At 72.9% G+C, this 22,501-nt stretch carries 25 protein-coding genes and 1 pseudogene; 14 read left to right on the plus strand and 12 right to left on the minus strand.

The genetic code is table 11. From position 1 onward, the window contains the following. Positions 1-57 precede the first annotated feature (57 nt). On the plus strand, positions 58-501 hold the full coding sequence (locus tag ACFOVU_RS23810; RefSeq protein WP_378537151.1) for an ATP-binding protein: 444 nt from the start codon (positions 58-60) through the stop codon (positions 499-501). A gap of 74 nt (positions 502-575) precedes the next feature. On the opposite strand, the gene ACFOVU_RS23815 is transcribed toward ACFOVU_RS23810, so the two are convergent. The 4 genes and pseudogenes from ACFOVU_RS23815 to ACFOVU_RS23830 all read right to left on the minus strand — a co-directional run bounded on the left by ACFOVU_RS23815 (position 576) and on the right by ACFOVU_RS23830 (position 3,012). Beyond that, positions 576-1,118, minus strand: coding sequence for an NADP-dependent oxidoreductase (locus ACFOVU_RS23815; RefSeq protein ID WP_378537152.1), 543 nt, complete (start codon positions 1,116-1,118; stop codon positions 576-578). A 127-nt stretch (positions 1,119-1,245) separates the two neighbouring features. Continuing rightward, positions 1,246-1,557: pseudogene (locus tag ACFOVU_RS23820) on the minus strand (alcohol dehydrogenase catalytic domain-containing protein); the annotation flags it as partial. A gap of 52 nt (positions 1,558-1,609) precedes the next feature. Further along, positions 1,610-2,230, minus strand: a complete 621-nt coding sequence (locus tag ACFOVU_RS23825; protein WP_378537154.1) for a hypothetical protein — start codon at positions 2,228-2,230, stop codon at positions 1,610-1,612. A 71-nt stretch (positions 2,231-2,301) separates the two neighbouring features. Continuing rightward, entirely contained in the window at positions 2,302-3,012 is a 711-nt protein-coding gene (locus ACFOVU_RS23830) for a CatB-related O-acetyltransferase (RefSeq protein WP_378537155.1), read from the minus strand. 231 nt (positions 3,013-3,243) lie between these two features. On the opposite strand from ACFOVU_RS23830, the gene ACFOVU_RS23835 reads away from it, so the two are divergent. Beyond that, positions 3,244-4,653, plus strand: a complete 1,410-nt coding sequence (locus tag ACFOVU_RS23835; protein WP_378537157.1) for an APC family permease — start codon at positions 3,244-3,246, stop codon at positions 4,651-4,653. Positions 4,654-4,697: 44 nt separating this feature from the next. On the opposite strand, the gene ACFOVU_RS23840 is transcribed toward ACFOVU_RS23835, so the two are convergent. Then, positions 4,698-5,471 (minus strand): SDR family oxidoreductase, encoded by a 774-nt coding sequence (locus ACFOVU_RS23840; RefSeq protein WP_378537158.1) that lies wholly within the window; start codon positions 5,469-5,471, stop codon positions 4,698-4,700. Positions 5,472-5,720: 249 nt separating this feature from the next. Between ACFOVU_RS23840 and ACFOVU_RS23845 the strand changes: the two genes are divergently transcribed. Both ACFOVU_RS23845 and ACFOVU_RS23850 read left to right on the plus strand, forming a co-directional pair. Beyond that, positions 5,721-6,740, plus strand: a complete 1,020-nt coding sequence (locus tag ACFOVU_RS23845; RefSeq protein WP_378537160.1) for an NADP-dependent oxidoreductase — start codon at positions 5,721-5,723, stop codon at positions 6,738-6,740. A 105-nt stretch (positions 6,741-6,845) separates the two neighbouring features. Further along, positions 6,846-7,049 (plus strand): hypothetical protein, encoded by a 204-nt coding sequence (locus ACFOVU_RS23850; RefSeq protein ID WP_378537161.1) that lies wholly within the window; start codon positions 6,846-6,848, stop codon positions 7,047-7,049. Between the two features lie 78 nt (positions 7,050-7,127). Here the strand turns inward: ACFOVU_RS23850 and ACFOVU_RS23855 are convergent, their stop codons facing one another. After that, positions 7,128-8,207 (minus strand): FAD-dependent oxidoreductase, encoded by a 1,080-nt coding sequence (locus ACFOVU_RS23855; RefSeq protein ID WP_378537163.1) that lies wholly within the window; start codon positions 8,205-8,207, stop codon positions 7,128-7,130. A gap of 105 nt (positions 8,208-8,312) precedes the next feature. On the opposite strand from ACFOVU_RS23855, the gene ACFOVU_RS23860 reads away from it, so the two are divergent. Beyond that, positions 8,313-8,843, plus strand: coding sequence for a MarR family winged helix-turn-helix transcriptional regulator (locus ACFOVU_RS23860; protein WP_378537165.1), 531 nt, complete (start codon positions 8,313-8,315; stop codon positions 8,841-8,843). Here ACFOVU_RS23860 and ACFOVU_RS23865 read toward each other — a convergent pair. Continuing rightward, positions 8,840-9,703 carry a pentapeptide repeat-containing protein gene (locus tag ACFOVU_RS23865; protein ID WP_378537167.1) on the minus strand — a complete coding sequence of 288 codons (864 nt, stop codon included), beginning with the start codon at positions 9,701-9,703 and terminating at the stop codon, positions 8,840-8,842. The genes ACFOVU_RS23860 and ACFOVU_RS23865 overlap by 4 nt on opposite strands. Positions 9,704-9,819: 116 nt before the next feature. Next, positions 9,820-10,014 (minus strand): hypothetical protein, encoded by a 195-nt coding sequence (locus ACFOVU_RS23870; protein ID WP_378537169.1) that lies wholly within the window; start codon positions 10,012-10,014, stop codon positions 9,820-9,822. 310 nt (positions 10,015-10,324) lie between these two features. Between ACFOVU_RS23870 and ACFOVU_RS23875 the strand changes: the two genes are divergently transcribed. The 5 genes from ACFOVU_RS23875 (at position 10,325) to ACFOVU_RS23895 (ending at position 13,958) form a co-directional block, all read left to right on the plus strand. Then, on the plus strand, positions 10,325-10,918 hold the full coding sequence (locus ACFOVU_RS23875; RefSeq protein WP_378537170.1) for a DUF4178 domain-containing protein: 594 nt from the start codon (positions 10,325-10,327) through the stop codon (positions 10,916-10,918). A gap of 4 nt (positions 10,919-10,922) precedes the next feature. Beyond that, complete coding sequence (locus ACFOVU_RS23880; protein WP_378537172.1) at positions 10,923-11,489, plus strand: DUF2617 family protein; 567 nt, start codon at positions 10,923-10,925, stop codon at positions 11,487-11,489. Then, complete coding sequence (locus ACFOVU_RS23885; protein ID WP_378537174.1) at positions 11,479-11,883, plus strand: hypothetical protein; 405 nt, start codon at positions 11,479-11,481, stop codon at positions 11,881-11,883. Before ACFOVU_RS23880 ends, ACFOVU_RS23885 begins: the two co-directional genes overlap by 11 nt. Positions 11,884-11,961: 78 nt before the next feature. After that, a complete protein-coding gene (locus ACFOVU_RS23890) occupies positions 11,962-12,381 on the plus strand; it encodes a DUF350 domain-containing protein (RefSeq protein ID WP_378537176.1) in 420 nt (139 codons plus the stop codon). After that, positions 12,381-13,958 carry a polyamine aminopropyltransferase gene (locus tag ACFOVU_RS23895; protein WP_378537177.1) on the plus strand — a complete coding sequence of 526 codons (1,578 nt, stop codon included), beginning with the start codon at positions 12,381-12,383 and terminating at the stop codon, positions 13,956-13,958. The genes ACFOVU_RS23890 and ACFOVU_RS23895 overlap by 1 nt, the downstream gene beginning before the upstream one ends. A gap of 60 nt (positions 13,959-14,018) precedes the next feature. Here the strand turns inward: ACFOVU_RS23895 and ACFOVU_RS23900 are convergent, their stop codons facing one another. Then, entirely contained in the window at positions 14,019-15,257 is a 1,239-nt protein-coding gene (locus ACFOVU_RS23900) for a phospholipase D-like domain-containing protein (protein WP_378537179.1), read from the minus strand. A 320-nt stretch (positions 15,258-15,577) separates the two neighbouring features. Between ACFOVU_RS23900 and dacB the strand changes: the two genes are divergently transcribed. Then, positions 15,578-16,936, plus strand: a complete 1,359-nt coding sequence (gene dacB, locus ACFOVU_RS23905) for a D-alanyl-D-alanine carboxypeptidase/D-alanyl-D-alanine endopeptidase (protein WP_378537180.1) — start codon at positions 15,578-15,580, stop codon at positions 16,934-16,936. Between the two features lie 12 nt (positions 16,937-16,948). On the opposite strand, the gene ACFOVU_RS23910 is transcribed toward dacB, so the two are convergent. The 3 genes from ACFOVU_RS23910 to ACFOVU_RS23920 all read right to left on the minus strand — a co-directional run bounded on the left by ACFOVU_RS23910 (position 16,949) and on the right by ACFOVU_RS23920 (position 19,411). After that, complete coding sequence (locus tag ACFOVU_RS23910) at positions 16,949-17,908, minus strand: cation diffusion facilitator family transporter (RefSeq protein ID WP_378537182.1); 960 nt, start codon at positions 17,906-17,908, stop codon at positions 16,949-16,951. Between the two features lie 152 nt (positions 17,909-18,060). After that, positions 18,061-18,813, minus strand: a complete 753-nt coding sequence (locus tag ACFOVU_RS23915; RefSeq protein WP_378537184.1) for an SRPBCC family protein — start codon at positions 18,811-18,813, stop codon at positions 18,061-18,063. Position 18,814: 1 nt separating this feature from the next. Next, positions 18,815-19,411: an ArsR/SmtB family transcription factor gene (locus tag ACFOVU_RS23920; protein WP_378537185.1), complete on the minus strand. Its 597-nt coding sequence runs from the start codon at positions 19,409-19,411 to the stop codon at positions 18,815-18,817. Between the two features lie 173 nt (positions 19,412-19,584). Between ACFOVU_RS23920 and ACFOVU_RS23925 the strand changes: the two genes are divergently transcribed. The 3 genes from ACFOVU_RS23925 (at position 19,585) to ACFOVU_RS23935 (ending at position 22,483) form a co-directional block, all read left to right on the plus strand. Then, positions 19,585-20,364: a sporulation protein gene (locus ACFOVU_RS23925; RefSeq protein WP_378537186.1), complete on the plus strand. Its 780-nt coding sequence runs from the start codon at positions 19,585-19,587 to the stop codon at positions 20,362-20,364. A 647-nt stretch (positions 20,365-21,011) separates the two neighbouring features. Then, positions 21,012-21,260, plus strand: coding sequence for an acyl carrier protein (locus ACFOVU_RS23930; protein WP_378537187.1), 249 nt, complete (start codon positions 21,012-21,014; stop codon positions 21,258-21,260). Continuing rightward, positions 21,257-22,483 carry a beta-ketoacyl-[acyl-carrier-protein] synthase family protein gene (locus ACFOVU_RS23935; protein ID WP_378537188.1) on the plus strand — a complete coding sequence of 409 codons (1,227 nt, stop codon included), beginning with the start codon at positions 21,257-21,259 and terminating at the stop codon, positions 22,481-22,483. Before ACFOVU_RS23930 ends, ACFOVU_RS23935 begins: the two co-directional genes overlap by 4 nt. Positions 22,484-22,501: the final 18 nt, after the last annotated feature.

The raw sequence follows: 22,501 nt of genomic DNA on the forward strand, positions 1-22,501 counted from the left end.
TACCTGCGGGCGACGCTCACGCGTCCGTCCGTATCTGTTCCGGGTCGGGGGGCGGTGATGGCCGTGGTCTACTACGCCCGATTCCCCGGGTGGGCCGAGCAGGTGAAGCGGGCGCGGCACTGGTGTGAGGACCTGCTGACCATCCACTCCGCCTTCGACATCCCCGGCGAGACCGTCGCCTCCGCTGTGCTGCTGCTCTCGGAAGCGGTCACCAACGCCGTCCGCTACACCGCCTCGGGCCGCGGCGGGACCTTCGACGCGACCCTCATGGTGGAGCAGCGCAAGATAACCATCGAGGTCGAGGACGAAGGGCGTCCCGCCGGCGGGACACTTCCCTTCATCCGGCCGCTGACCCCGATGGCGCAGCACGGACGCGGCATGACCCTGGTCGACTACCTCGCCGACACCTGGGAGCCCCTGCCCAAACCCCGCACCGGCGTCGGCTTCACCCTCACCTGGGCCGATCGCCCACGGCCGCGCACCGCCGCGGCCTCCGCCTGACCCCGTGTGGCCCTGCCTTCGAGGGGGAGGCAGGGCCACACGGCCAGTCTCCTTTCACCGCGCCCCTCACTCCCTCACTCCGTCACCCGGAGCACGACCTTCCCCCGGCCGTGGCCCTCCTCCGAGCGGCGGTGGGCCTCCGCCGCGCAGTGGAGCGGGTACACGCCCTCGACATAGACCGATATCGCGCCCGCGTCGATGAGGCGGGCGATCTCGGTCAGCGCCGCGCCGTCGGGCTCGACCATGAACGCGCTCGCCCGGACGCCCCGCTTCTCGGCCCGGTCGAGCAGCTCCGGCGACACCCCCGATGGCACGGCCACCAGGATGCCGCCCGGGTGCAGCACCTCCAGGGACCGGGTGCTGGTGTCGGCGACCGCGTCGCCGACGAGGTCGATCACGGCATGGACCCCGTCGCCGATCGCGTCCTCGAACCGGTCGGTGTGGTAGTCGACCACCTCGTCCGCGCCCAGCTCCAGCAGCCATGCGTGGTTGCGGGCGCTCGCGGTGCCGATGACCCAGGCTCCCCTCTGCTTGGCGATCTGCACGGCGAAGTGCCCCACCCCTCCCGCCGCGGCGTGGATCAGCACCCGGTCGCCCGGGTTCCACGCGCGCGACATCGGTGACCGTCTGCCACGCGGTCAGCGCCGCCAGCGGCACCGCCGCCGCGTGCTCGTGGTCCAGCGCGTCGGGCTTGGGCACGAACTGGCGCGACGGCGCGGTCACGTACTCGGCGTAGGCCCCGGCAGGCCGGGGGAACCAGGGCATGCCGAAGACCTCGTCGCCGACCCGCAGGGTGTGCACCCCGAACCCGAGCTCCGCCACGACGCCGGAGACGTCCCAGCCGAGGATGAACGGGGGCTCGCCGAGCAGCCCGCTCGCGCCCCCGCCCGACCTCGTCTTCCAGTCGACGGGGTTGACCCCGGCGGCGTGGACCCGCACGAGGACTTCGGTCGGCAGCGGCCGGGGCCGGGGAACCTCGGCCGTGTGCAGCACATCCGGGCCGCCGAACCCGTCCTGGACCACCGCCCGCATGGTCGTCGCCGTCACCGCGTCCATGGCGCTCCCCCCGGTGTCGTCTCCGGGGCCCCGACTACCCCGATCGCCGCGCCTACCCGCGTCCCGCCGCGTCTTGTTCGTTCCGCAGGCGCTCGAACTCGGCGTCGTTGATCTCGTCGTGCAGCTCCTCCGGGTCGACGGCGATCTCCGGCTCGTACACCTCCTCGTAGTCGCGGGTGCTCATGGGCACACCGTGCTCGATGAGGGTGTCGGCGAGCCGGGCGAAGTGCTCCTTCGGGTCCTCCTCGTCGTCGTAGAGCCGGACCATGTCGGCGGCGCACGCCTCGGCGAGGGAGCGGCCCTCCATGCCCCAGAAGGTGAACTCGGTGTCGAGCTCGATCAGCGGCACGGGCTTGTCGGCCGGCTCGTCGGGGTGGGTCCAGTAGCCGACCCACCCCTTGCCGTGTCGGGCGACGATGTGGAGGTGCTCGGCGACCGCGGACGAGGCGGCCCGGACGGCGATCATGCTGATATCGGCGCGCTCCTCCTCCCGGAGATAGCTCTCGTCGAGCATCGGGTGGACGTCACCAGGCTCCAGGAATTGGAGGTCGAGCAGGTGGAGGAGGTCCGTGCGCCCCTCCCAGTGCTCGGTCAGCAGGACGCGCAGGTCATCGGGGACCGGGCGGCCGCCCAGCCGTTCGCGGGAGAATTCCGCCAGTCGTTCTTCGGACATGGCGGACATCATGCCGCCCCCCTGCGACCGTCGCGACCGTCATCGCAGAGGGCCCCGCTCACAGGCCCCGCTCACACGGGCGCCGCGACCCCCGCTTCCCCGACGAGGGTGATCGGGTCCGGGTCGTCCGCGACCTCGTCGGGGTCGACGCCCGCATAGCGGGCGAGCACCCGCACGTCGTGCCCTTGAAGGAGCGGAAGCGCCTCCGCGATGCGGTCGTCGCTCCAGTGCCACCAGTCCAGCCGCCACAGCAGCCGCCGCGCCAGCGGATCGAACCGGCGGCGCACGATCCGGCCGCCCCCCACCACGACGGTGAACGGGGCGACGTCGCGCGCGACCACGGCGCGCGCCCCGATCACCGCCCCGGTCCCCAGCCGCACCCCGGGCATGATCAGCGCCTCGTAGCCGATCCACACCTCGTGGCCCACCACGGTGTCGCCGCGGGGCCGCCACGCGTTGCGCCGGGGCCCGGTGAAGAAGTTGAAGCCGTAGGGGGTGACCGCGCCGAGGTCGTGGCCGTGGTTGCCGCCGAGCATGAACTGCGTGCCCGATGCGAACTGGGCGAAGTTCCCGATGCGCAGCCGGTCGGTCGGGACCCCGTTGTACTCGGTCATGTCGGGCGGGGCGTAGCGGACGCGGCCGGCGAAGCCCTCGCCGTGGTGGTATCCGGCGTAGAGGCTGTGGCGCCCCTCGTCGAGGACGATCCCCTCGTGGGAGAGGACGTCGGGGTCGGTCTCCAGCCGCTGGACCTCGGTGACTCCGGTGAACCTGAACACGGGCACCCCCGCCTCTCGCCGTTCGGGGCACCACACGTTAACAGCGGAGTGTCCGCCGGTTCCGGGATTCTCCGATATCCGCCACCGCGCATCGATCCGCCGAGGGATACGGATCCCGCCCCTGCTCCGAGGGGGCGAAAGAGGCGGGCTCCACTCCTTCACAGTGCGCCATGGGACCACTACTCTCCTTTGAGCGCTGTCATGAGCGGCGGTCGATCGAGCACACACGGGGGCCATGTGAGTGAGGGAACGCGCACCGACCACGGCGAGCCGGTGTTCGAGGAGCCCGACGGCACGCCCCTGAAACGGGTCATGGGCCCGAAGCTGCTCCTTCTGTTCGTGATCGGCGACATCCTCGGCACCACGGTCTACTCGCTGACCGGCCAGGTCGCGGGGCGGGTCGGCGGGGCGCTCTGGGTGCCGTTCCTGGTGGCGTTCGTGGTCGCCTTCCTGACCGCGTTCAGCTACCTGGAGCTGGTCAGCAAGTACCCGCGCGCGGCCGGCGCCGCCCTCTACGTGCACAAGGCCTTCGGCGTGCACCTGCTGACCTTCATGGTGGCGTTCGCCGTGATGTGCTCGGGGATCACCTCCGCGTCGTCGGCCGCCCAGGGGTTCAGCGGCGACTACCTCGCCGCCGTGGTCGGGCCCGATGTGCCGGGCTGGGCGGTGGCGATCGGCTTCCTGCTCGTGCTGGCCGGGATCAACCTGCGCGGGATCAGCGAGTCCGTGAAGATCAACGTCGTCCTCACCCTGGTCGAGGTCTCCGGCCTGGTGATCGTCGTCGTGTTCGGCGCGATCGCGCTCTTCGGCGGTTCGGGGAACCCCGAGATCGCGCCCGACCCCGGGCGGCTCGTGCAGTTCGACGAGTCCAGCGGGCCCTTTTTCGCCGTCACCTCGGCCACCGCGCTCGCGTTCTTCGCCATGGTCGGGTTCGAGGACTCCGTGAACATGGCCGAGGAGACCAAGGACCCCGTGAAGACGTTCCCCCGGGTCGTCCTGCTGGGCCTGTGCATCACCGCCGTGATCTACCTGACCATCGCGGTGATCACCTCGACGCTCGTGCCCACCGACCTCCTGGCGGAGTCCGACGGCCCGCTGCTGCTGGTGGTCCAGGCTGCGGCGCCGTGGTTCCCGGCCGTCCTGTTCTCGATCATCGCGATGTTCGCGCTGACCAACACGGCGCTGATCAACATGCTCATGGCCAGCCGCCTGCTCTACGGCATGGCCAACGAGCGCATCATCCCCCGGGCCTTCGGGTCGGTGCTGGCGGCCCGCCGCACGCCGTGGGTGTCGATCCTGTTCACCAGCGGCATCGCGGTCATCCTGGTCAGCTCGGTGACGATCGCCGACCTGGGCGGCACCACCTCGCTGCTGCTGCTGGTCGTGTTCGCCGTGGTCAACGTCGCGGTGCTGGTGCTGCGCAAGGACAAGGTCGAGCACGCGCACTTCAAGGCCCCGACCTGGGCCCCAGTGCTGGGCGCCCTGACCTGCCTGTTCTTCGCGCTCCCGATCACGGGGCGCCCGCTGCGCGAGTACGCCATCGCGGGTGCGCTCCTGGGGATCGGCCTGCTGTTCTGGCTGGCCAACCAGGCCATCGGCCACCGCGGCAAGGCCGACCCCGCCGCCCCCGAGCCGCTGAGCAAGTAGCGGTTCCGGGGCCGCGGGCACGCAGTGTCAGTGGGCGCGGGGTGTCAGTGGGCGCGGACGAGGCCGCCGTCGCAGCGGATCTGCGCGCCGGTGACGTAGGAGGCCGCCCCACTGGCGAGGAACGCGACCACCGCCCCGAACTCGTCGGGGGTGCCGTAGCGGCCGACCGGGATGTCGGCCTGCGACGCCGCGCGCACCGCCTCGATGTCCGCGCCCTGCCGGTCGGCGCGGGCCCGTTCCAGGGAGGCGAGGCGCTCGGTGTCGATGCGGCCGGGCAGGACCATGTTGACCGTGACGCCGTCGGCGGCGACCTCGCCCGCGAGGGTCTTGAGGTAGCCGGCGAGCGCCGCCCGCCCGACGTTGGACGCGGCCAGCCCGTCGAGCGGCTGCTGGACGCCGCTGGAGCCGATCGCGATGATGCGCCCCCAGCCGCGTTCGCGCATCCGCGGCAGGACCGCCTCGACCAGCCGCACGTGCGGGAGCAGCAGCAGGTCGACGGCGGCGGCCGCCGTGCCCGATGTCATCCCGGCCGCGGTCCCCGGCGCCGGGCCGCCGCCGTTGAGGACGAGCACGTCCACGGGGCCGAACGCGTCGGCGGCGGCGCCCACCAGCGTCTCCGGCCCCGACGGGTCGGTCAGGTCGACCGCCACCCCGACCGCGGAGGGCAGCGCGGCGGCCTCCTCCTGCGCGAGCGCGGCGCGCCGGCCCCCGATGACGACGTCGGCGCCCTCGGCCGCCAGCGCCCGCGCCGATGCCAGCCCCAGCCCGGACGTGGCGCCCGGGACCACGGCCACCCTGCCGCCCAACCCGAAGTCCATCCGCTTCCCCTTCCTCGGCCACCTTCACGTGCGGCGCCCCGCCGCCGTGCAGCATTGTGCCGGACGCGGCATCCGGGGGTACCGCTCGCATTCCCGTTCCGGCAGTGGGGATGATCGCGCGGCGGTGCCCGCCGGGCCGCGCACCGCGTGCCTAAGCTGACCTACAGCGGACCGGCGGCCGATCCCCCAGCGTCGGCGGCGGTCAAGTGCCATCGGCCCGGCAGCGAACCACGCCAAGGAAGGCCACCGATGAGCGACCACACCGTCACCAGCCGCGAGTTCCGGCTCGCCTCCCGCCCGGCCGGCGAACCCGGCCCGGAGAACTTCGAGCTCGCCACGGTCGACGTACCCGAGCCGGGCGAGGGGCAGGTCCTGGTCCGCAACACCTGGATGTCGGTCGACCCCTACATGCGGGGGCGGATGAACGACACCAAGTCCTACATCGCTCCCTTCGAGCTCGGTGCGCCCTTGACGGGCGCCGCGATCGGCGAGGTCGTCGCCTCGCGCGCCGAGGCGGTCCCGGTGGGGGCGACGGTCTCGCACTTCCTGGGGTGGCGCGAGTACGCCCTGCTGGACGCCGCCTCCGCGACCGTCGTCGACACCGGCGTGGCCCGCCCGCAGGACTACCTGGGGGCGCTGGGCTCCACCGGACTGACGGCCTACCTGGCGGTCACCATGATCGCCCCGGTGCGCAAGGGCGACGTCGTCTTCGTCTCCGGCGCGGCCGGAGCGGTCGGCAGCGTGGCCGGGCAGATCGCCCGCATCCTCGGGGCGGCCAAGGTGATCGGGTCGGCCGGCGGGCCGGAGAAGGGCCGGAAGGTGGTCGAGACGTTCGGCTTCGACGCCGCCATCGACTACCGGGCCGGGTCGGTCGCCGACCAGCTGGCGGTTCTCGCACCCGACGGCATCGACGTCTACGTCGACAACGTCGGCGGCGACCACCTGGAGGCCGCCATCGGCGCGCTGAACGACTTCGGCAAAGCCGCCCTCATCGGTGCGATCAGCGTCTACAACGCCACCGAGCCCGTCCCGGGTCCCACGAACCTGTACCACGTGGTCACCAAGCGGCTCACCTTGAGCGGGATGATCGTGAGCGACCACCTCGACCGCTTCCCGGAGTACATCGCGAAGGCGGCCGGCTGGCTCGCCGACGGCTCCCTGCGCACCGAGGAGACGGTGGTCGAGGGCTTCGAGCGCGCCCCCGAGGCGTTCTTCGGCGTGCTGAGCGGCGCCAACACGGGCAAGATGCTCGTCCGGCTGGATTCCTGACCCGGCCGGTCCCGTACCGGCCCTGTGGACGTTCGGCGGCGGCGGGCGCGGCGGTTCCCTAAACTCTGGGTGACGTTTCATCACCAATCGTGATCGGAGTTCTCCGTGAACCGCTTGCTCTCCTGTGCCGCCGCCGCGGCGATCGCCGCCGGGGCCGTCCTCGGCACCGCCGTCCCCGCTTCGTCCGACGCCGTCCCCGCCGCCGCTCAAGGCGATCAGGCGAAGTCGTGCGACGACGGCCTGGGCGGCATCACCAAGCACTTCGGCGTCAAGGTCTGCCCGACGCTCGACGGCGCGGGGAAGGGGTGACCCCGGGGCCCGGCCGGTAACGGCGCTCCGGGCCGGCGCCGGTTCGCCGCGCCGCCCGGACACCCCGCGCCGCGCCGATCAGCGGCCGAGGGCCTCGGCGTAGACCCCGGTCCTCAGGTCGGCGCCCTTGATCCGGGCGGTCGTGGCCGCGTCCAGGAGCCCGGTCGCCTCCGAGTAGGTCGCGCCGCCCGCGGGCCCCAGCGGCAGGGCGATCGCGGGCGCGCCGGGCGTGTAGCCCTCCGGCGCCGGGTCCCCGTTGATCAGGGCGGTGATGGTCGCCGCCACCACCTCCGCGTGGTCGCCGGCGGCCTTCGCCGTCTTGGCCTCGGGCAGGGCGGTGACGTCGCCGATCGCGAAGACGCGCTCCCGGCCGACCACGCGCAGGTGGGGGGTCACCTCGATGTGGCCGTCGGCGCGCCGGGCGGCGGCGAGGCCGTCCGACAGGTACCCGCTGGCGGGCACGACCCCGAAGCAGCGGAACCAGATGTCGGCCGTGATGGGGCGGCCGTCGCCGGTTGCCACGGTGAACTCCCCCGCCCGGCCCATGGCGGTCGGCGGCTCGGCGGTGAGCGATGCGCCGAGGACCAGGTCAACGCCCAGTTCGCCGAGCTGGCGCCGCAGGTCCGCCCGCAGTTCATCGGGGAAGCGCCCGGTGAGGATGTCCTCGGCGGGATCCACGATGGTCACGTTCTTGGCGGGCCAGGCGGCGGTGATCTCGCCCGCGAGCTCCAGCCCGACCGGTCCCGCGCCGAGCAGCAGGACGCGGTCGGCCTTCTCCAGTTCGGCGCGGGCGGCGCCGAGCGCGGCCTTGGCCTCGGTGCTGTCCTCATCGGTGAACTTGGCCGGGAAGGGGTAGGCCGAGCCGGTCGCCAGGACGGTGTAGTCGGCGGCGATCCGCTCGCCGGAGCCGAGGGTGACGCCGTCGTCGTCGGCCCGCACCGCGCGGTCGCGGACCACCCGGCCGCGGGCGAGGAGCCGGTCGTAGGGGAGGAACAGCCGGTCGGCCCATTGCGCGTCGACCAGCCCGCGCAGCGCCGCCACGTTGTGGACGAACGCGTCCCGGGGCTCGACCAGCACCACGTCGGCCACGTCGTCCAGCGCCTTGGCGACGGTGATGCCGCCGTATCCGCCCCCGACGACCACCACGTTCGCGGTCATATGGATCTCCTAGGCATCTAGTTCACACTACGAATAATTCGTACTGCGAAGCAAGTTAGTTCGTCATGCCAACGACTGTCAACTAGACTCCGGGCAGGAGGCACGATGACCGAGACAGCGCACGTGCAGGAGCAGGAGATCGCGTCGGCCGAGCCGTGTGACGGCCCGCCCGCCCCCCGGCAGGGGCTCACGCTGGCCGAGGCGCTGGTGCGCGTCACCCATCTGGTGAACCAGGAGTTCGCCGAGGCCAGCCGCGGGCAGGGGCTCACCCCTCAGCAGGCCCAGCTGCTGTGCCAGCTGACCCCCGGACCCGTCGGCATGACCAGCTTGAGCCGGACGCTGAACCTGGAGAAGTCGAGCCTGACCGGCCTCGTGGACCGGGTGGTGCGGCGCGGCCTGGTGGAGCGCACCCGCGACTCCCAGGACCGGCGCGCCTGCCGGATCACCTTGACCGACACCGGGGCGCGGCTGGGCAACGCCACCCACGCCGACGTCGTCGCCCGGATCGACCGGCTGGCCGCCGGGCTGTCGGCCGCCGAGCGCGACCTGCTGGCGGCCTTCATCGGCCGGATGGTCCCCGGCGACGAAGCGGGCGCCGGCACCGCCCCGGAGGCCTCAGCGGCCGCGGCCGGCTAGCCCGCCCAGTGCGCGGGGCGGGTGCGCGCGGGCGGCAGCACGGTGCGGGCATCGCCCTTCGCCGACTCCACCTGCGGCTGGGTGAGGAAGATGCAGCCGGTGAGATCGGCGCCGGACAGGTCGGCGTCGCGGAGGTCGGCGCCGATGAAGTCGGCGCGCGTGAGGTCGGCCCCGCGCAGGTCGGCGGCGATCAGGTAGGCGCCGCGCAGGTCCGCGCCCGATAGGTCCGTGCCCGCAAGGCGCGCGCCGATGAGGTCGGCGCCCCGCCGGTCCTTGACCGACGCGCGGCGCGACCCCGGTGTGCGGGCGCCGCCGGCCCCGGAGCGCACCAGCTCGCTCGCGCGCAGCAGGAGCGCGTTGACCTCGCCCCGCTGCGCCGGCACATCGAGCGCCAGCAGTTCGGCGGGGCGGGCGCGCGTGAGGCGGTCGACGGTGTCGTAGGCGGCGCGCAGCCGCGGGTGCAGCGGGCGCGTCCGCTCGCGCCCCAGCGCGTCGTCCAGGTACACGAGCAGTTCCTGGAGCTGCCGCATGACCGGGAACACGTCGAACATCTCCCGCGCGGTGCTGGGGGCTCGCCGCCAATCGCGGCCGCCGTAGGTGGCCTGCGCGACCTTCTGGCCCGCGCCGAAGCAGTCGTAGACCGTGCACCCCGGGAAGCCTTCGTCGCGCAGGCGCGCGTGGATACCGCAGCCGAAGTCGGGCCGCAGGTTGTGACAGGGGCGACCGGCCTCCTTGTCGACCGCGAACCCCGCCGATGCCGCGAAGGGCAGCGCCACACAGCACAGCCCGAAGCAGTTCGCGCAGTCGCCGCGCAGTGCACTGCGTTCTGCGCCGCCCGCGCTGCCGTGTTCTCCTGGCACGTTCTGCTGCTTCCTCGCATCCCCGGCGGGCCCGTCTGACCTGCCCGGGCTCCATCCCATCGCACCGGGCGGGCGCGGGTCCAGCCGTTTTCGGAGCCCGGGGACGGGCCCGCCGGCTACTCGGCGGGCTCGGCGCCGCCCTTGTCCTCGTCCCCGCTCTTGCCGCCGATCCCGGTGGCGGCGGCGAAGCCGATCCCGATCGCGATGCCGATCGGGATCCCTATGGCCAGGTTGTCCATGGCGACACCGAAGACGACCCCGGCCATCATCCCCATGACGATGCCGCCGGTGAATTTCGTGCCCTGCCCCATTGCTCGCTCCGTTCCCCCGTGTTCCCTGGTGTCGAGCATGCCAGCGGGCCGTACCCGTCTGACAGGCGCCGATGTCACCGGACGGGGATGACAGGTGTCATACCCGCCGCGTTCCGGCGGTTCCCCTGCGGCCGAAATTGGTCAGTACGCGGTCAACCCCTGCCAAAACACGCGGAACCCCGCCGGTATATGAAAACGTCTCAAACTAGACAACGACGTCGCCGCAACGGGTCGGTAGGCTCGCTGGCGCGGGGATCGTCCATGAAGTCGGAACAACGGGGAACGCACGGTGGCACCGGAAACAGCAGCATTGGTCCTGATCATCGCGGTGGCCGTGGCGGGGGTGGCCGGGGTCGCCTTCCTCGTGGGGCGGGCGCGCTCGCAGCCGGCTCCGCCGCCCCCGAAGCCCGACCCCACCCCGCGCGACCCGTTCGCCGACCTCACCGAGTCCAGCGGCGACCCCACGTCCCTCAAGGCCGGCGACATGCTCGAATTCGGCACCGAGCGCAGCTGGATCCGCGGCACCCTGCGCCTGGCCGAGGGCGGCTCGGTATGGGCCGAGCACTTCCTCGAGATCGACGAGGGACGCCGCTGGCTCTCGGTCGAGGAGGACCCCGACGTCAAGATGGCGCTGTGGACCGGCCGCCCCGAACTCGACCTCACCCCCCACTCCAAGACGATCGAACTCGAGGGCGTCCGCTACCGACTGACCGAGCGCGGCACCGCCTCCTACCGCTCCGAGGGCACCACCGGCCTGCGCGCCAAGGGCGGCATGGACTACGCCGACTACGAGGGCCCCGGCGGCAGGCTGCTGGCGTTCGAGCGCTTCGACCACGGCAAGTGGGAGCCCAGCGTCGGCACGGCGCTCACCCCGGGCTCCTTCACCATCTACCCCGCGGGCTGACCCGGTGCTCCAGACGATCACGCAACCGTTCGTCGACACCCGGGCGGCCGACCTGAGCTGGACCATCGGGCACCCGCCCATCGCGCCCCTGGCCGCCCGCACCGTCGACCCCCTGGTCGGCGGGCCGCGTGTGGAGCTGCGCATCCTCGGCGCCTCCCACCAGGTCCTGGTGGAGGCCGCCGGGCCGGGCTGGCTCACCGAGACCGTGGCCTGCCTGCCCGGCACGGACGGCGGCCTGCCCGCGCAGGCGTCCCCCGCGGTCCACGGGGTCCGGCACTACGACTTCGCGAGCTCGGTGCGCCGGCTGGCGCCCAAGGCGTTCGCCGCGCAGGCGCAGAAGACCGCGCGCGCGGTGGCCGCCCACCCCTGCGGGCTGCTCGCCACGTTCCCCGGCTCGCCCGATGCGATCACCGGGCTCGTCGTCCGCGCCGACGGCCACGCACTCCTGTGGCGGAGCTGGCACGCCTACCCCCAGACCGGCGAGCTGGTGACGACCACGACCTCCCTGGACCCGCGCGGGACGCGATCCGCGCCGACCCCGGAAACGGAGACCTCCGGCGATGACCTCTGACCCCCCGTTCCGCGCCCGCGGCGCCCCCTTACGGGCGCTGGGCGCCGCCGCCTGCGCGGTGGCACTCGCTGCCACCCTGGCGGCCTGCACGACGTCCTCCCGCACCGTGTGCGGCGACTACGACCTGGACGACGGCCGCTACATCTACGCCCCCAACCGGGGCGAGTACGACCTCGTGGACGGCCGCTACCAGCACGTCGGGTGCCGGTCCAGCGGCTCCGGCGGCTGGGTCTTCATCGGCGGCGGCGGCTCCGGGAACAACAACCGCAACAACACCGGCACGTCGGGCACCTCCAGCGGGGGCACCACCGGCGACCGCAACGGCACCGGCACGTTCGGCACCGGTGACGGCGGCGGCAACAACCGCGGGGGCGGCCCCGGCTGGGGCAAGTGACGCCCCTGCCCACGCCCCGACACCCCTGAAGACCTCCGGCCCCTGAACCGCCTCCCCCTTCCTACGACGAGGACCCCCATGAACCTGCTCGCCGAACTCGGCTCCTGCCTGGCCTACGGCGTGGTCGGCACGCTGCTGATGGCCGTCGGCTATGCGATCGTCGACGTGCTCACCCCCGGCAAGCTGCACGAGCTGATCTGGACCAACCGCAACCAGAACGCCACGCTGATCGTCGCCGCCAACACGCTGGGGACGGCCGTCGTGGTGGTCTCGGCGATCATGGCCAGCGAGACCGGCCTGGTCAACGGGTTGATCAGCACCGCGGGCTACGGCCTCATCGGGCTGATCCTCATGGCCGTCTCCTTCCTGCTCCTCGACGCGCTGACGCCCGGCAAGCTGGGCTCGATCGTCGCCGAAGCCGAGCTCCACCCCGCCGCCTGGGTCAACGGGGCCGCGCACATCGCCGTGGCGCTGGTCGTCGCCGCGGCGATCTCCTGATGCCCGAAGCCGACGTGGCCGAACGCGAGGACGGCCCCCTGGACCTGCCCGTCCGGCCGGGCGCCGCCCGGTTCATCGTGCTGCTCGCCGTGTTCGGCTGCGCGGCCTGCGGGCTGGTCTACGAGCTGGCGCTCGTGGCGCTCGGCTCCTACCTGCTCGGCAACACGATCGTCCAGGCGTCGGTCGTCCTGTCGGTGATGGTGTTCGCCATGGGCATCGGCTCGCTGGCGGCCAAACCGCTCGCCCGGCGGCCGGCGGTCGGCTTCGCCGTGATCGAGGGGGCGCTGTCGCTGATCGGCGGCCTGTCGGTGCTGCTGCTGTACGCGGCGTTCGCCTGGTTCTCGCTCTACCAGCCCGCGCTGGTGGTCGTGGCCTTCGCCATCGGCGCCCTGATCGGCGCGGAGATCCCGCTGCTGATGACGCTGATCCAGCGCATCCGCCGGCAGGACGCCACCGAGGCGGTCGCCGACCTGTTCGCCGCCGACTACGTGGGCGGGCTGATCGGCGGGCTGGCCTTCCCGTTCCTGCTGCTGCCCCTGCTCGGGCTGCCGCAGGGCGTGCTGGCGGTGGGCGCCCTCAACGCGGTGCTCGGGGTGGCGGTCGTGCTGTGGCTGTTCCGGGCCTCGCTGGGCCGCGGGTCCCGGATCCTGCTGTCGGCCGGCCTGGTCCTGGTGCTGGTGGTGCTCGGGGCGGCCTTCGGCCTGTCCGGGCGGTTCGAGGTCGACGCGCGCCAGGCGCTCTACCGCGACCCCGTGGTGTTCGCCGAGCGGTCGGACTACCAGGAGATCGTGCTCACGCGCAGCTTCGACGGGGTCGACACCCGGCTCTTCCTCAACGGGGACCTCCAGTTCTCCTCGCTCGACGAGTACCGGTACCACGAGTCGCTGGTGCACCCGGCGATGAACGGGCCGCGCGGCGACGTGCTGGTCCTGGGCGGGGGCGACGGGCTGGCCGTGCGCGAGATCCTCGGCTACGACGACGTCGACCACGTCACCCTGGTCGACCTGGACCCCGCGGTGGTCGCCCTGGCCCGCGCCGAGCCGGCGATCACCGGCCTCAACCAGGGGGCCCTGGACGACGACCGGGTGGAGGTGGTCGCCGCCGACGCGTTCAACTGGCTGCGGGACAACCGCGAGCGCTTCGACGTGATCGTCGCCGACCTGCCCGACCCCGACGACGTCCCCACCGCCAAGCTGTACTCGGTGGAGTTCTACACGCTGGCGGCGCACGCGTTGGCCGAGGACGGGCGGATGGTGGTCCAGGCGGGCTCCCCGTACTTCGCCGGCGAGGCGTACTGGAGCATCGAGCGCAGCCTGGCCGAAGCCGGGCTGGCGGCCTCCTCCTACAACGTCGACGTGCCGAGCTTCGGCAACTGGGGGTTCCACTTGGCGGCCGCCGAGGGCGCCCCGGACGTGGAGCTGCCGCCGGACCACCCGCGCACGCGGTTCCTGGACGCCGCCACGCTGCGGGCCGCGCAGGTGTTCCCCAAGGACCGGCGGCCGGTGGACCCCCAACCCTCCACGCTCCTGCACCCGACGGTGATCACCTACCACCAGCAGGGCTGGCGCGGGTACTGACCCGCGGCCGCGGACGGACGGCGGCACGGCGCGGTCAGGGGAACGGGCGCGCCGGAGGGGTCACAGGAACGGGCGCAGCGGGATGAGGATCAGCTCACTGAGCTTCGCCAGCAGCGGCCGGGCGCGCCACTCGCTCCGGGTGAGGCGGCGCGCGTTGGTGCTGTCGTTGCCGAAGACGTGCTCCAGGTGGGCGGCCACGGCCTCGTCGAAGACCTCCACGTTGATCTCGTAGTTGCCGGTGAGGCTGAGCCGGTCGACGTTGGCGGTGCCGATGGTGGACCACTGGCCGTCGATGGTGGCGGTCTTGGCGTGCACCATGGCGTCCTGGAACAGCCAGAGGCCCACCCCGCCGCGCAGCAGCGCCGAGTAGAAGCCCCGCGACAGCCAGTCGGCCACCACATGGTTGGAGTTCTCCGGCACCAGGATCCGCACGTCCACCCCGCGCCGCGCCGCGGCGATCAGGGCGCGCAGGATCTCCCGGTCGGGGATGAAGTACGCCTGGGTGATGAAGATGCGGTCCCGCGCCCGGTCGATCGCCTCCAGGTACATCGCGCGGATCGGGAAGACCAGCAGCTCGGGCACGTTGCGGTGGGCGCGGATACGGGGGTCCCAGTCGCCGGAGCCGACGTCGTCGAGCAGCGGCAGGGCGGCGCGGCGGTTGGCGTTCCAGAAGTCGCGGAACGCGTTCTCCAGCTCCCACACCGACGGCCCGGCCAGGCGCAGGTGGGTGTCGCGCCAGGCGGTGGCGTAGGCGTCGCCCACGTTGTAGCCGCCGATGAACGCCACCTCGCCGTCGACGGCGAGGATCTTGCGGTGGTCGCGGCCGGACTTGCGCAGGTTGAGCAGGAGCAGCCCCGGCCGCACCGCCGGGTAGCGGATGACGTGCACGGAGGGCGGGAACCGGAAGAACGAGCGGGGCACGACGAGGTTGGCGAAGCCGTCGTAGACGACGTAGACCTCGACCCCCCGCTCGGCGGCCTCGATGAGGGCCTGCTTGAACGCCCGCCCCATGCGGTCGTCCTTGACGATGAACGACTCGAACATGATCCGCCGCCGGGCGCCGCGCATGGCGGCGAGCATGTCGGTGTAGACGTCCTCGCCGAAGGCGTAGACGGTCAGGGCGGTCTCGCCGACCCGGAACTCTTCGGGGGCGGTGCGGGGGAAGTCCGCGCGCCGGGGGCGGACCCGCTTGCGCCAGATGTCGAACGCGACGAGCCCCACGACCACGGCGATCTCGGCGGCGACCAGGCCCAGCGCGGCGCGCCTGACCACGGTCCACACGGTTCTTCGTCGGGGCATGCGTCGTCTCCAGTCCGGGCGTCTGCGACGTCGGCTCCGTGGGAACCCGGGGCCACATCCGTCACGTCTCGTGATCATCCCTCCCCTTGTGCCGCGCCCCGCACACCACCTGCGGTTCCGGGGCGCGGGCGTGTTTTGAGCGCGGCCGCGGATTCCTCTACGGTGGACCTCCACGTCCATGGAGCGGCCGCTTTCCGCGGTCCGGCACGCCGGGAGCCGGTGTGCCCGGGACCCGGACGCGGCGGGACACTGCGCCCCCGGGCCCTCGGGGCGTCCCCGGATCGCGGCTCCACCCTGAGAACGGAAACGGCAGGTGCCGCATGCGGCAGGTGCGGGCCCGGGCATATCTCGCGTTGGCCCTGCTCAACGTGTTCGTTCTGGTCGCGGGGGTGGTGGCGCTCGACCTCGTCTCGTCACGGCCGCTCGAGGTCGCCGCCGGACCGGCGGTGCCCGCCGCGACGGTGCGCGCCCCCGAACCGCGCGAATCGGGGATCGCCCCGGCCGCGCTCGCGGGCCAGATCGACGCCGCCATCGCCGCCTCGGGGCTCGCGGGCGTCTCCGGCTACGTCACCGACGGCGCCACCGGCCAGGCGCTCTACGACCTGGACGCCGAGACCCCCTCGGTCCCGGCGTCGACGACCAAGGTGATGACCGCGGTCGCCGCGCTCGCCACGCTCGGCCCCGACGCCCGCATCAGCACCGAGGTCGTGCAGGGCGCGGGCCCAGGCGAGATCGTGCTCGTGGGCGCGGGCGACCCCACGCTCACCGAGACCCCGATCCCCGGCGGCTACCCGCGCCTGGCCACGCTGGAGGACCTGGCGGAGCGCACCGCGTCGGCGCTCGCGGGCGCCGGGGTGGACACCGTCCGCCTGGGCTATGACAACGGCCTCTACGCCGGACCGGCGACCGGGCCGGGGTGGAAGCCGGGCTACATCACCGAGGGCAGCGTCGCCGAGGTGCACGCGCTCATGCTCGACGGCGGCCGGGTGGACCGGTCGATGAACTACGGCCCGCGCGTGGCCGACCCGCCCGCCACCGCCGCCGCGGCGTTCGCGCGGCGGCTCACGGCGGCCGGGATCGCGGTCGAGGGCGAGCCGGTGCCCGCCGAAGGCGGGGGCGAGCCCATCGCGGCCGTGGACTCGGCGCCGGTCTCGGCGCTGGTCGAGAAGATGATGCTGGAGAGCGAGAACAACATCGCCGAGGCGCTGTCCCGGCAGATGGCGATCGCGGAGGGCGCGGAGCCGTCGTTCGCGGGCGCCGCGGGGGCGGTCGCCGGCGTCGTGGCCCGGCTGGGGATCACCGGCGTTCACGCCGAGGACGGCAGCGGGCTGTCGGTGAACAACCGCATCACGCCCAAGGCACTGGTCGACCTGCTGGCCCTCGCCGCCGACCCCGAGCGCCCGGAGCTCGCGTACACGCTCAGCGGGCTGCCCACGGGCAACTTCACCGGGAGCCTCGACGACCGCTACTCCGCCATGAGCGGTTCCGGGACGGGCGCCGGGACCGTGCGCGCCAAGACGGGGACCCTGGACGGGGTCTCCGCCCTGGCCGGGACCGTGCGCGACCTGGACGGCAACCTGCTGTTCTTCACCTTCATCGCCAACGACCCGGCCGCCCAGGGCCCGACCCTGGACACCTTCGCCGCGGCGATCGCGGAGTGCGGCTGCGGCGCGTCCTGACCCGCGCGGACCTCAGGAGCTCCCCTCCGAGGCGGGGGCGGTCCGGGCGGCGGGGTCCTTGGGGCGGAGGACGTCGGGCTCGATGTAGATGAGCGTGGCGATCGGCACGGCCTCGCGGATGCGGGCCTCGGCGCCGTTGATCGCGTCGGTGACCTCGCGGGCGTCGTCGGTGGGGTCGATCGCGATCTTGGCCGCGACCAGCAGCTCCTCGGGGCCCAGGTGCAGGGTGCGCATGTGGATGACGGCGTCGACGCCGTCGCCGGCCACGATGGCCTGCTCGATCGCGCGCACGTGGGCATCGGTGGCGGACTCGCCCACCAGCAGGCTCTTCACCTCGGCGGCGAGCACGATCGCGATGACGACCAGCAGGATGCCGATCGCGGCGGTGCCCAGGCCGTCCCAGATGCCGTTGCCGGTGACCAGGGTGAGCCCCACGCCGATGAGCGCGAACACCAGGCCGAGCAGGGCCCCGGTGTCCTCCAGCAGGATGACCGGCAGCTCGGGCGACTTCGAGTGGCGGACGAAGCTGACCCACCCGGCGTTGCCCCGCACAGCGTTGGACTCCTTGACCGCGGTGCGCAGCGCGGAGGACTCCAGCACGATCGCGATCAGCAGCACCACGACCGGCACCCACTGCCAGGAGGTGATGGGGTGCGGGTCGCTGATCTTGTGCCAGGCCTCGTAGAGGGCGAACAGGCCGCCGAGCGAGAACAGCACGATCGACACCAGGAACGCGTAGATGTAGCGCTCGCGGCCGTAGCCGAAGGGGTGCTCCGGTGTGGCCTCGCGGCGGGCGCGCTTGCCGCCGATCAGCAGCAGGGCCTGGTTGCCGGAGTCGGCCACGGAGTGGATGGACTCCGCCAGCATCGACGACGACCCGGTCAGCGCGTAGGCCACGAACTTGGTGACGGCGATCCCCAGGTTCGCCGCCAGCGCCGTGACGACGGCCTTCGTACTTCCCTCAGCACTCACGGACGGCCGGGCCTTTCCCTTGGTGATCGATGGCCGGCGGGTACCGGCCATCGATCATCATGGCGAACGCGGCTGCCGGGTGCCAACCCGCCGCAGCGCCGTGCGCAGCGTGAACGCCGCCGCCGGGCCGTGCGGGAGGGCCAGGCGGCCGCTCAGCCGAGCACGCGGTCGAGCCAGCCCTTCCACGCCCGGTCCTCGGTGTCGCGGTCGGCATCGCCGGCGAAGAGGTGGTGGCCGACCACCACGGTGTCGCCGTGGCCGTGGAACCGGTACAGGGCGTTGTCGGTCCGCACCCCCAGGAAGTCGGGGTGGCCCGGGACGGTGTAGTCGGCGACGCCCTTGACCGGCGGCAGGCCCTCCGGGGTGAGCAGGACGGCCGCGCCGCGCGGGACGGACTCCGGGATCCCCAGGGCCTCGGCGACCCGGGGCCAGGCCCGCGAGCCGTCGGCCGTGCGCGGCCCCTCCGCATAGACGAAGGTGCCGGCCTTACCCGGGAAGTGGGTGAGGTATTCGCCCAGCGTGTGCAGGTACATGTCCCAGCCGTGTCCCGTCTGGGCGACGTACTCCTCGCCCCAGTCGCCGCCGAGGAAGCCGCTGTGCACGAACCGCAGGACGGTGCTGCCGCCCTCGCGGCCCTCGACGATGTACTCGAAGGCGTGGAAGGTGCCGTCCTCGGCCTCGGCCCCGCGCGTGCACAGCCGGGTCGGCGGCTCCCAGGCGGTGACCGTGCTCTCGTCGACGGAGTCGTGGACGGTCAGCCGCGCCGCACCGCCCTCGCGCGGCTCGACCTCGTAGGGCCCCATGAACCACGACTCGATGCCCGGGCCGGTGGCGATCGCCGCCCAGACCTGTTCGGGGGTGGCGTCCAGCTCGACTTCCTTGCGCAGTTCGAATTCGCGGCCCATCTCATGACTCCTTCGTGTGTTCGCCGGCCGACGGGTGGACGGCGACGACCACCCGGTGGTCGCGCCCCCCTTCGGCGGCTTCGTCGTGGTACTTGGCGACCAGCGCGGTGACGGCCGCGGCCAGTTCCGCGGCGAACGCGGCGCGGTCGGTGGCGGTCGCGAAGCGGACCTCGCCGTCGATGGCGAAGGTCGCCACGCGGCGTCGTTCCCGCTCCGCGCCGGTGATCAGCGAGCCGACGTCGCGCACCAGGCGCGCCGCCACGGCCAGCAGCCAGCGCGCCGACAGCCGGTCGGGCGCGCGCTCCGGGTCGGGCTGGACCGCGGCGAGCGCGACGGGCGAGATCACATAGGAGGCCGCCGACGCCTGGAGCACCCGCTCGGTGACATTGCCCTTCCGCCGTTCTTCCACCAATGCGACCAGGCCATGCCGCTCCAGCGCCCTGAGGTGGTAGTTCACCTTCTGCCGGGGCAGCCCGACCCGGGCGGCCAGCATGGTGGCGGAGGCGGGCCGGGCGAGTTCGGCCAGCAGCCGCGCGCGCACGGGGTCCAGGGAGGTTTCGGCCGCGGCCGGGTCCTCGATCACCGCTACATCGTCCATGGGAGGACGGTGTCACCGAACGATTTTTTTGTCAAGAAATATCAAATTGTCGGTACTTGTCGGCGGCTCTCCTCTCCTCACCGGGCGGCCCGCGCGTCGGCGGGAGCGGCGGCCGGCGGCGTGGTATGTTCGCGCGGCGCCGCGACGGCGCGGTGCATCGGAAGGGGAGGACCGTGGGGATCAAGCGGCTGCTGACGCGCCTGGGCTGGGGCGGCGCAACGGTCGAGACCGTGCTGCGCGACGAGGCCGTTGTGCCCGGCGGGACCATCCACGGCCGGATCGACATCGACGGCGGCGAGGTGGACCAGCGGATCGACCGGCTCACCACCGGCCTGGTCGTCCGGCTCCAGGACTACAGCGACGTGGAGTTCCGCCGCGTTGAGGCCGGCGCCGCGTTCCGGGTGGCCGGGGGCGACACGGTCACCCGCGAGTTCACCATGGACGTGCCGTGGGACATGCCGGTCACCGTCCACCGCGGGCAGCCGCTCAAGGGCATGGACGTCGGCGTTAACACCCAGCTGCACATCGCCGCGGCCGTCGACCCCGGGGACTTCGACCCGATCGCCATCGCCCCATTGCCGGCGCAGGCGGCCGTCCTGGACGCGCTGGCCCAGATGGGCTTCGACTTCTACAGCGCCGTCGTCAAGCACGGCCGGATCGCCGACGCCCACGCGGGTGCGGGCACCGACCGCCAGCGCTCGCCGCTGTTCCAGGAGATCAAGTTCTACCCGCCCAGCGGGTCGCGGTCGCCGCTGGACAAGCTGGACGTCACGTTCGCGACCGATGCCGAGGCCACCGATGTCATCCTGCGCGCCGAGACCTTCGACGGGGTCATGGCCGACGCCGTGAAGACCTCCACGGCGTTCACCGTCGCCCACGGCGACGCCACGGCACCCGACTGGCCCGCGCTGGTCGGCGGCTGGCTGGCCACGCTGCCCGCCCGCCGCGCCTGACCGGTCCAGCGGCGCCGCCGCGGCGCGGATCCCCGCCTCCACTCTTCCGGCCCCATTCGCGTTGAGAGCTGCGCGAATGGGGCCGGAAATCGTTTTGCACATACGCCCGGCTCATTGCCTTTCCCGGGTTATTCGCGCCCTTTGAAACGCGGCCGAAACCGTGCCCGGAAGCGCCATGGAAACCGTCCTTTCCGGACGGGCGGGCACAGCCCCCGGAAAGCCGGACGGCCGGCGCTGCCGCACGAAAACCCGTGCCCGCCGGTGATCCGCACCGAACCGGCCGTGTATCGTGACCGGGTGATCACCCCTGGGAAGATGATCACTCAGGAATCGCCCGGATAAAGGCGGCTGAATTGCGGAGGGCGCGATGATCCGGTTCGGCGTTCCCGGATCCGTGCGGCCGCCGACCGTTCCCAGGGCCCACTCGCCCGATGGTGTGAATACGCGGAAAACCCCGGACCGGCCGCCACTGCCGGCCCGCCGGGACGCCCGCGCCGACGCGTTCCCCGGGAACCGCGAAACGGCGCCCCTCGCCCAATGGCACCGGCGCGATCCGCATGCATCCACCACCTGCGCCCACGAACTTCCCCGTCCGGGCACGGCCGGGGCACCGGGAACCACGACTACGGAGTAGAGGAGAGACGGCGATGGGTGCGACGACCTACGACCGGCTGGTCGATCTGCTGGTGACCCGATTCCAGGTGGACCGTGAGGCGATCTCCCCGGACGCGACCTTCGAGGAGCTGGAACTGGACTCGCTGTTCCTCGTGGAGCTGCTGCTGGTGGTCCAGTCGGAGCTGGGGGTGGAGATCAGCGAGGACGCGACGTCCCCTCAGGACACCGTGCAGCACGCGGCCGGGCTGATCGACGCCGAGCTGACCGCGGCGGACAGATGAGCCCCGGCGCAGTCGCGGTCACCGGCATGGGGCTGGTGACCGCCGCCGGATTGGGCACGGAGGAGAACTGGTCGCGCGCCTGCGCGGGCGGCTCCGCCGCCGCGACCGACCCCGCCCTGGCGGGGCTGCCGGTCGACATCTCGTGCCGGGTCCCGCCGTTCGACGCCGACGCGCTGATCGGCCGGCGCAGCTCCATGACCCTCGACCGGTTCACCCAGTTCGCGATGGTCGCCGCGGCCGAGGCCGTCGCCGACTCCGGGCTGGACCCGCAGACCTGGGACGGCGCCCGCGTCGGCGTGGTGCTGGGGGTCGGGATCGGCGGACTGGCCAGCTATGACGCACAGCAGCGGCGGCTGGACGAACAGGGCCCGTGGGCGGTCTCCCCGCTCCTGCTGCCCATGCTGATCCCCAACATGGCGGCCGGCCACATCGCACTGCGGTTCGGCGCGCAGGGGCCCAATTTCGTCACCGCCACCGCATGCGCATCGGGGGCCACGGCCATCGGATGCGCGCTGGGACTGCTGCGCGGCGGCACCTGCGACGTGGTGATCACCGGCGGCACCGAGGCCGCGATCGTCCCCCTGCTGGTGGCGGGGTTCGGGCGAATGGGCGCGCTGTCGCGGCGCACCGGTGAGCCGGCCGCGGCCTCGCGGCCCTTCGATGCCGGCCGCGACGGCTTCGTGATCGGCGAGGGCAGCGGGATCATGGTCCTGGAGCGCGAGGCCGACGCGCGTGCGCGCGGCGCGCGGATCCGCGGACGGCTGGCGGGCTACGGCGCCTCCGACGACGCCCACCACATCACCCGCCCCGACCCCGAGGGCGCGGGGGTGGCGCGGGCGATCTCCGCGGCGCTGGATGACGCCGGGGTGGGTGCGGCGGAGGTGGGCCACGTCAACGCGCACGGCACCTCGACCCCGCTCAACGACGCGGCCGAGGCGCGGGTGCTGCGCCGGGTGATCGGCGACCACGCAGCGGTCACCTCGACCAAGGGGGTGGTCGGGCACGCCCTGGGCGCCGCGGGGGCGATCGAGGCCGTATTCACCGTGCTCACGCTGGAGCGAGGCGTGATCCCGCCGACGGCGAACCTGGAGAAGCAGGACCCCGAGATCGAACTCGACATCGTGGCGGGCGCACCCCGCCCCCACACGGCGGAGGTGGCGATCAGCAACTCGTTCGGTTTCGGCGGGCAGAACGCGGTCCTGGCGTTCACGGCGGGCGCGTAACGGAACGGCGAGCCGACG

The sequence above is a fragment of the Nocardiopsis sediminis genome (assembly GCF_042650565.1).
In the GTDB taxonomy this organism is placed as follows: domain Bacteria; phylum Actinomycetota; class Actinomycetes; order Streptosporangiales; family Streptosporangiaceae; genus Nocardiopsis_B; species Nocardiopsis_B sediminis.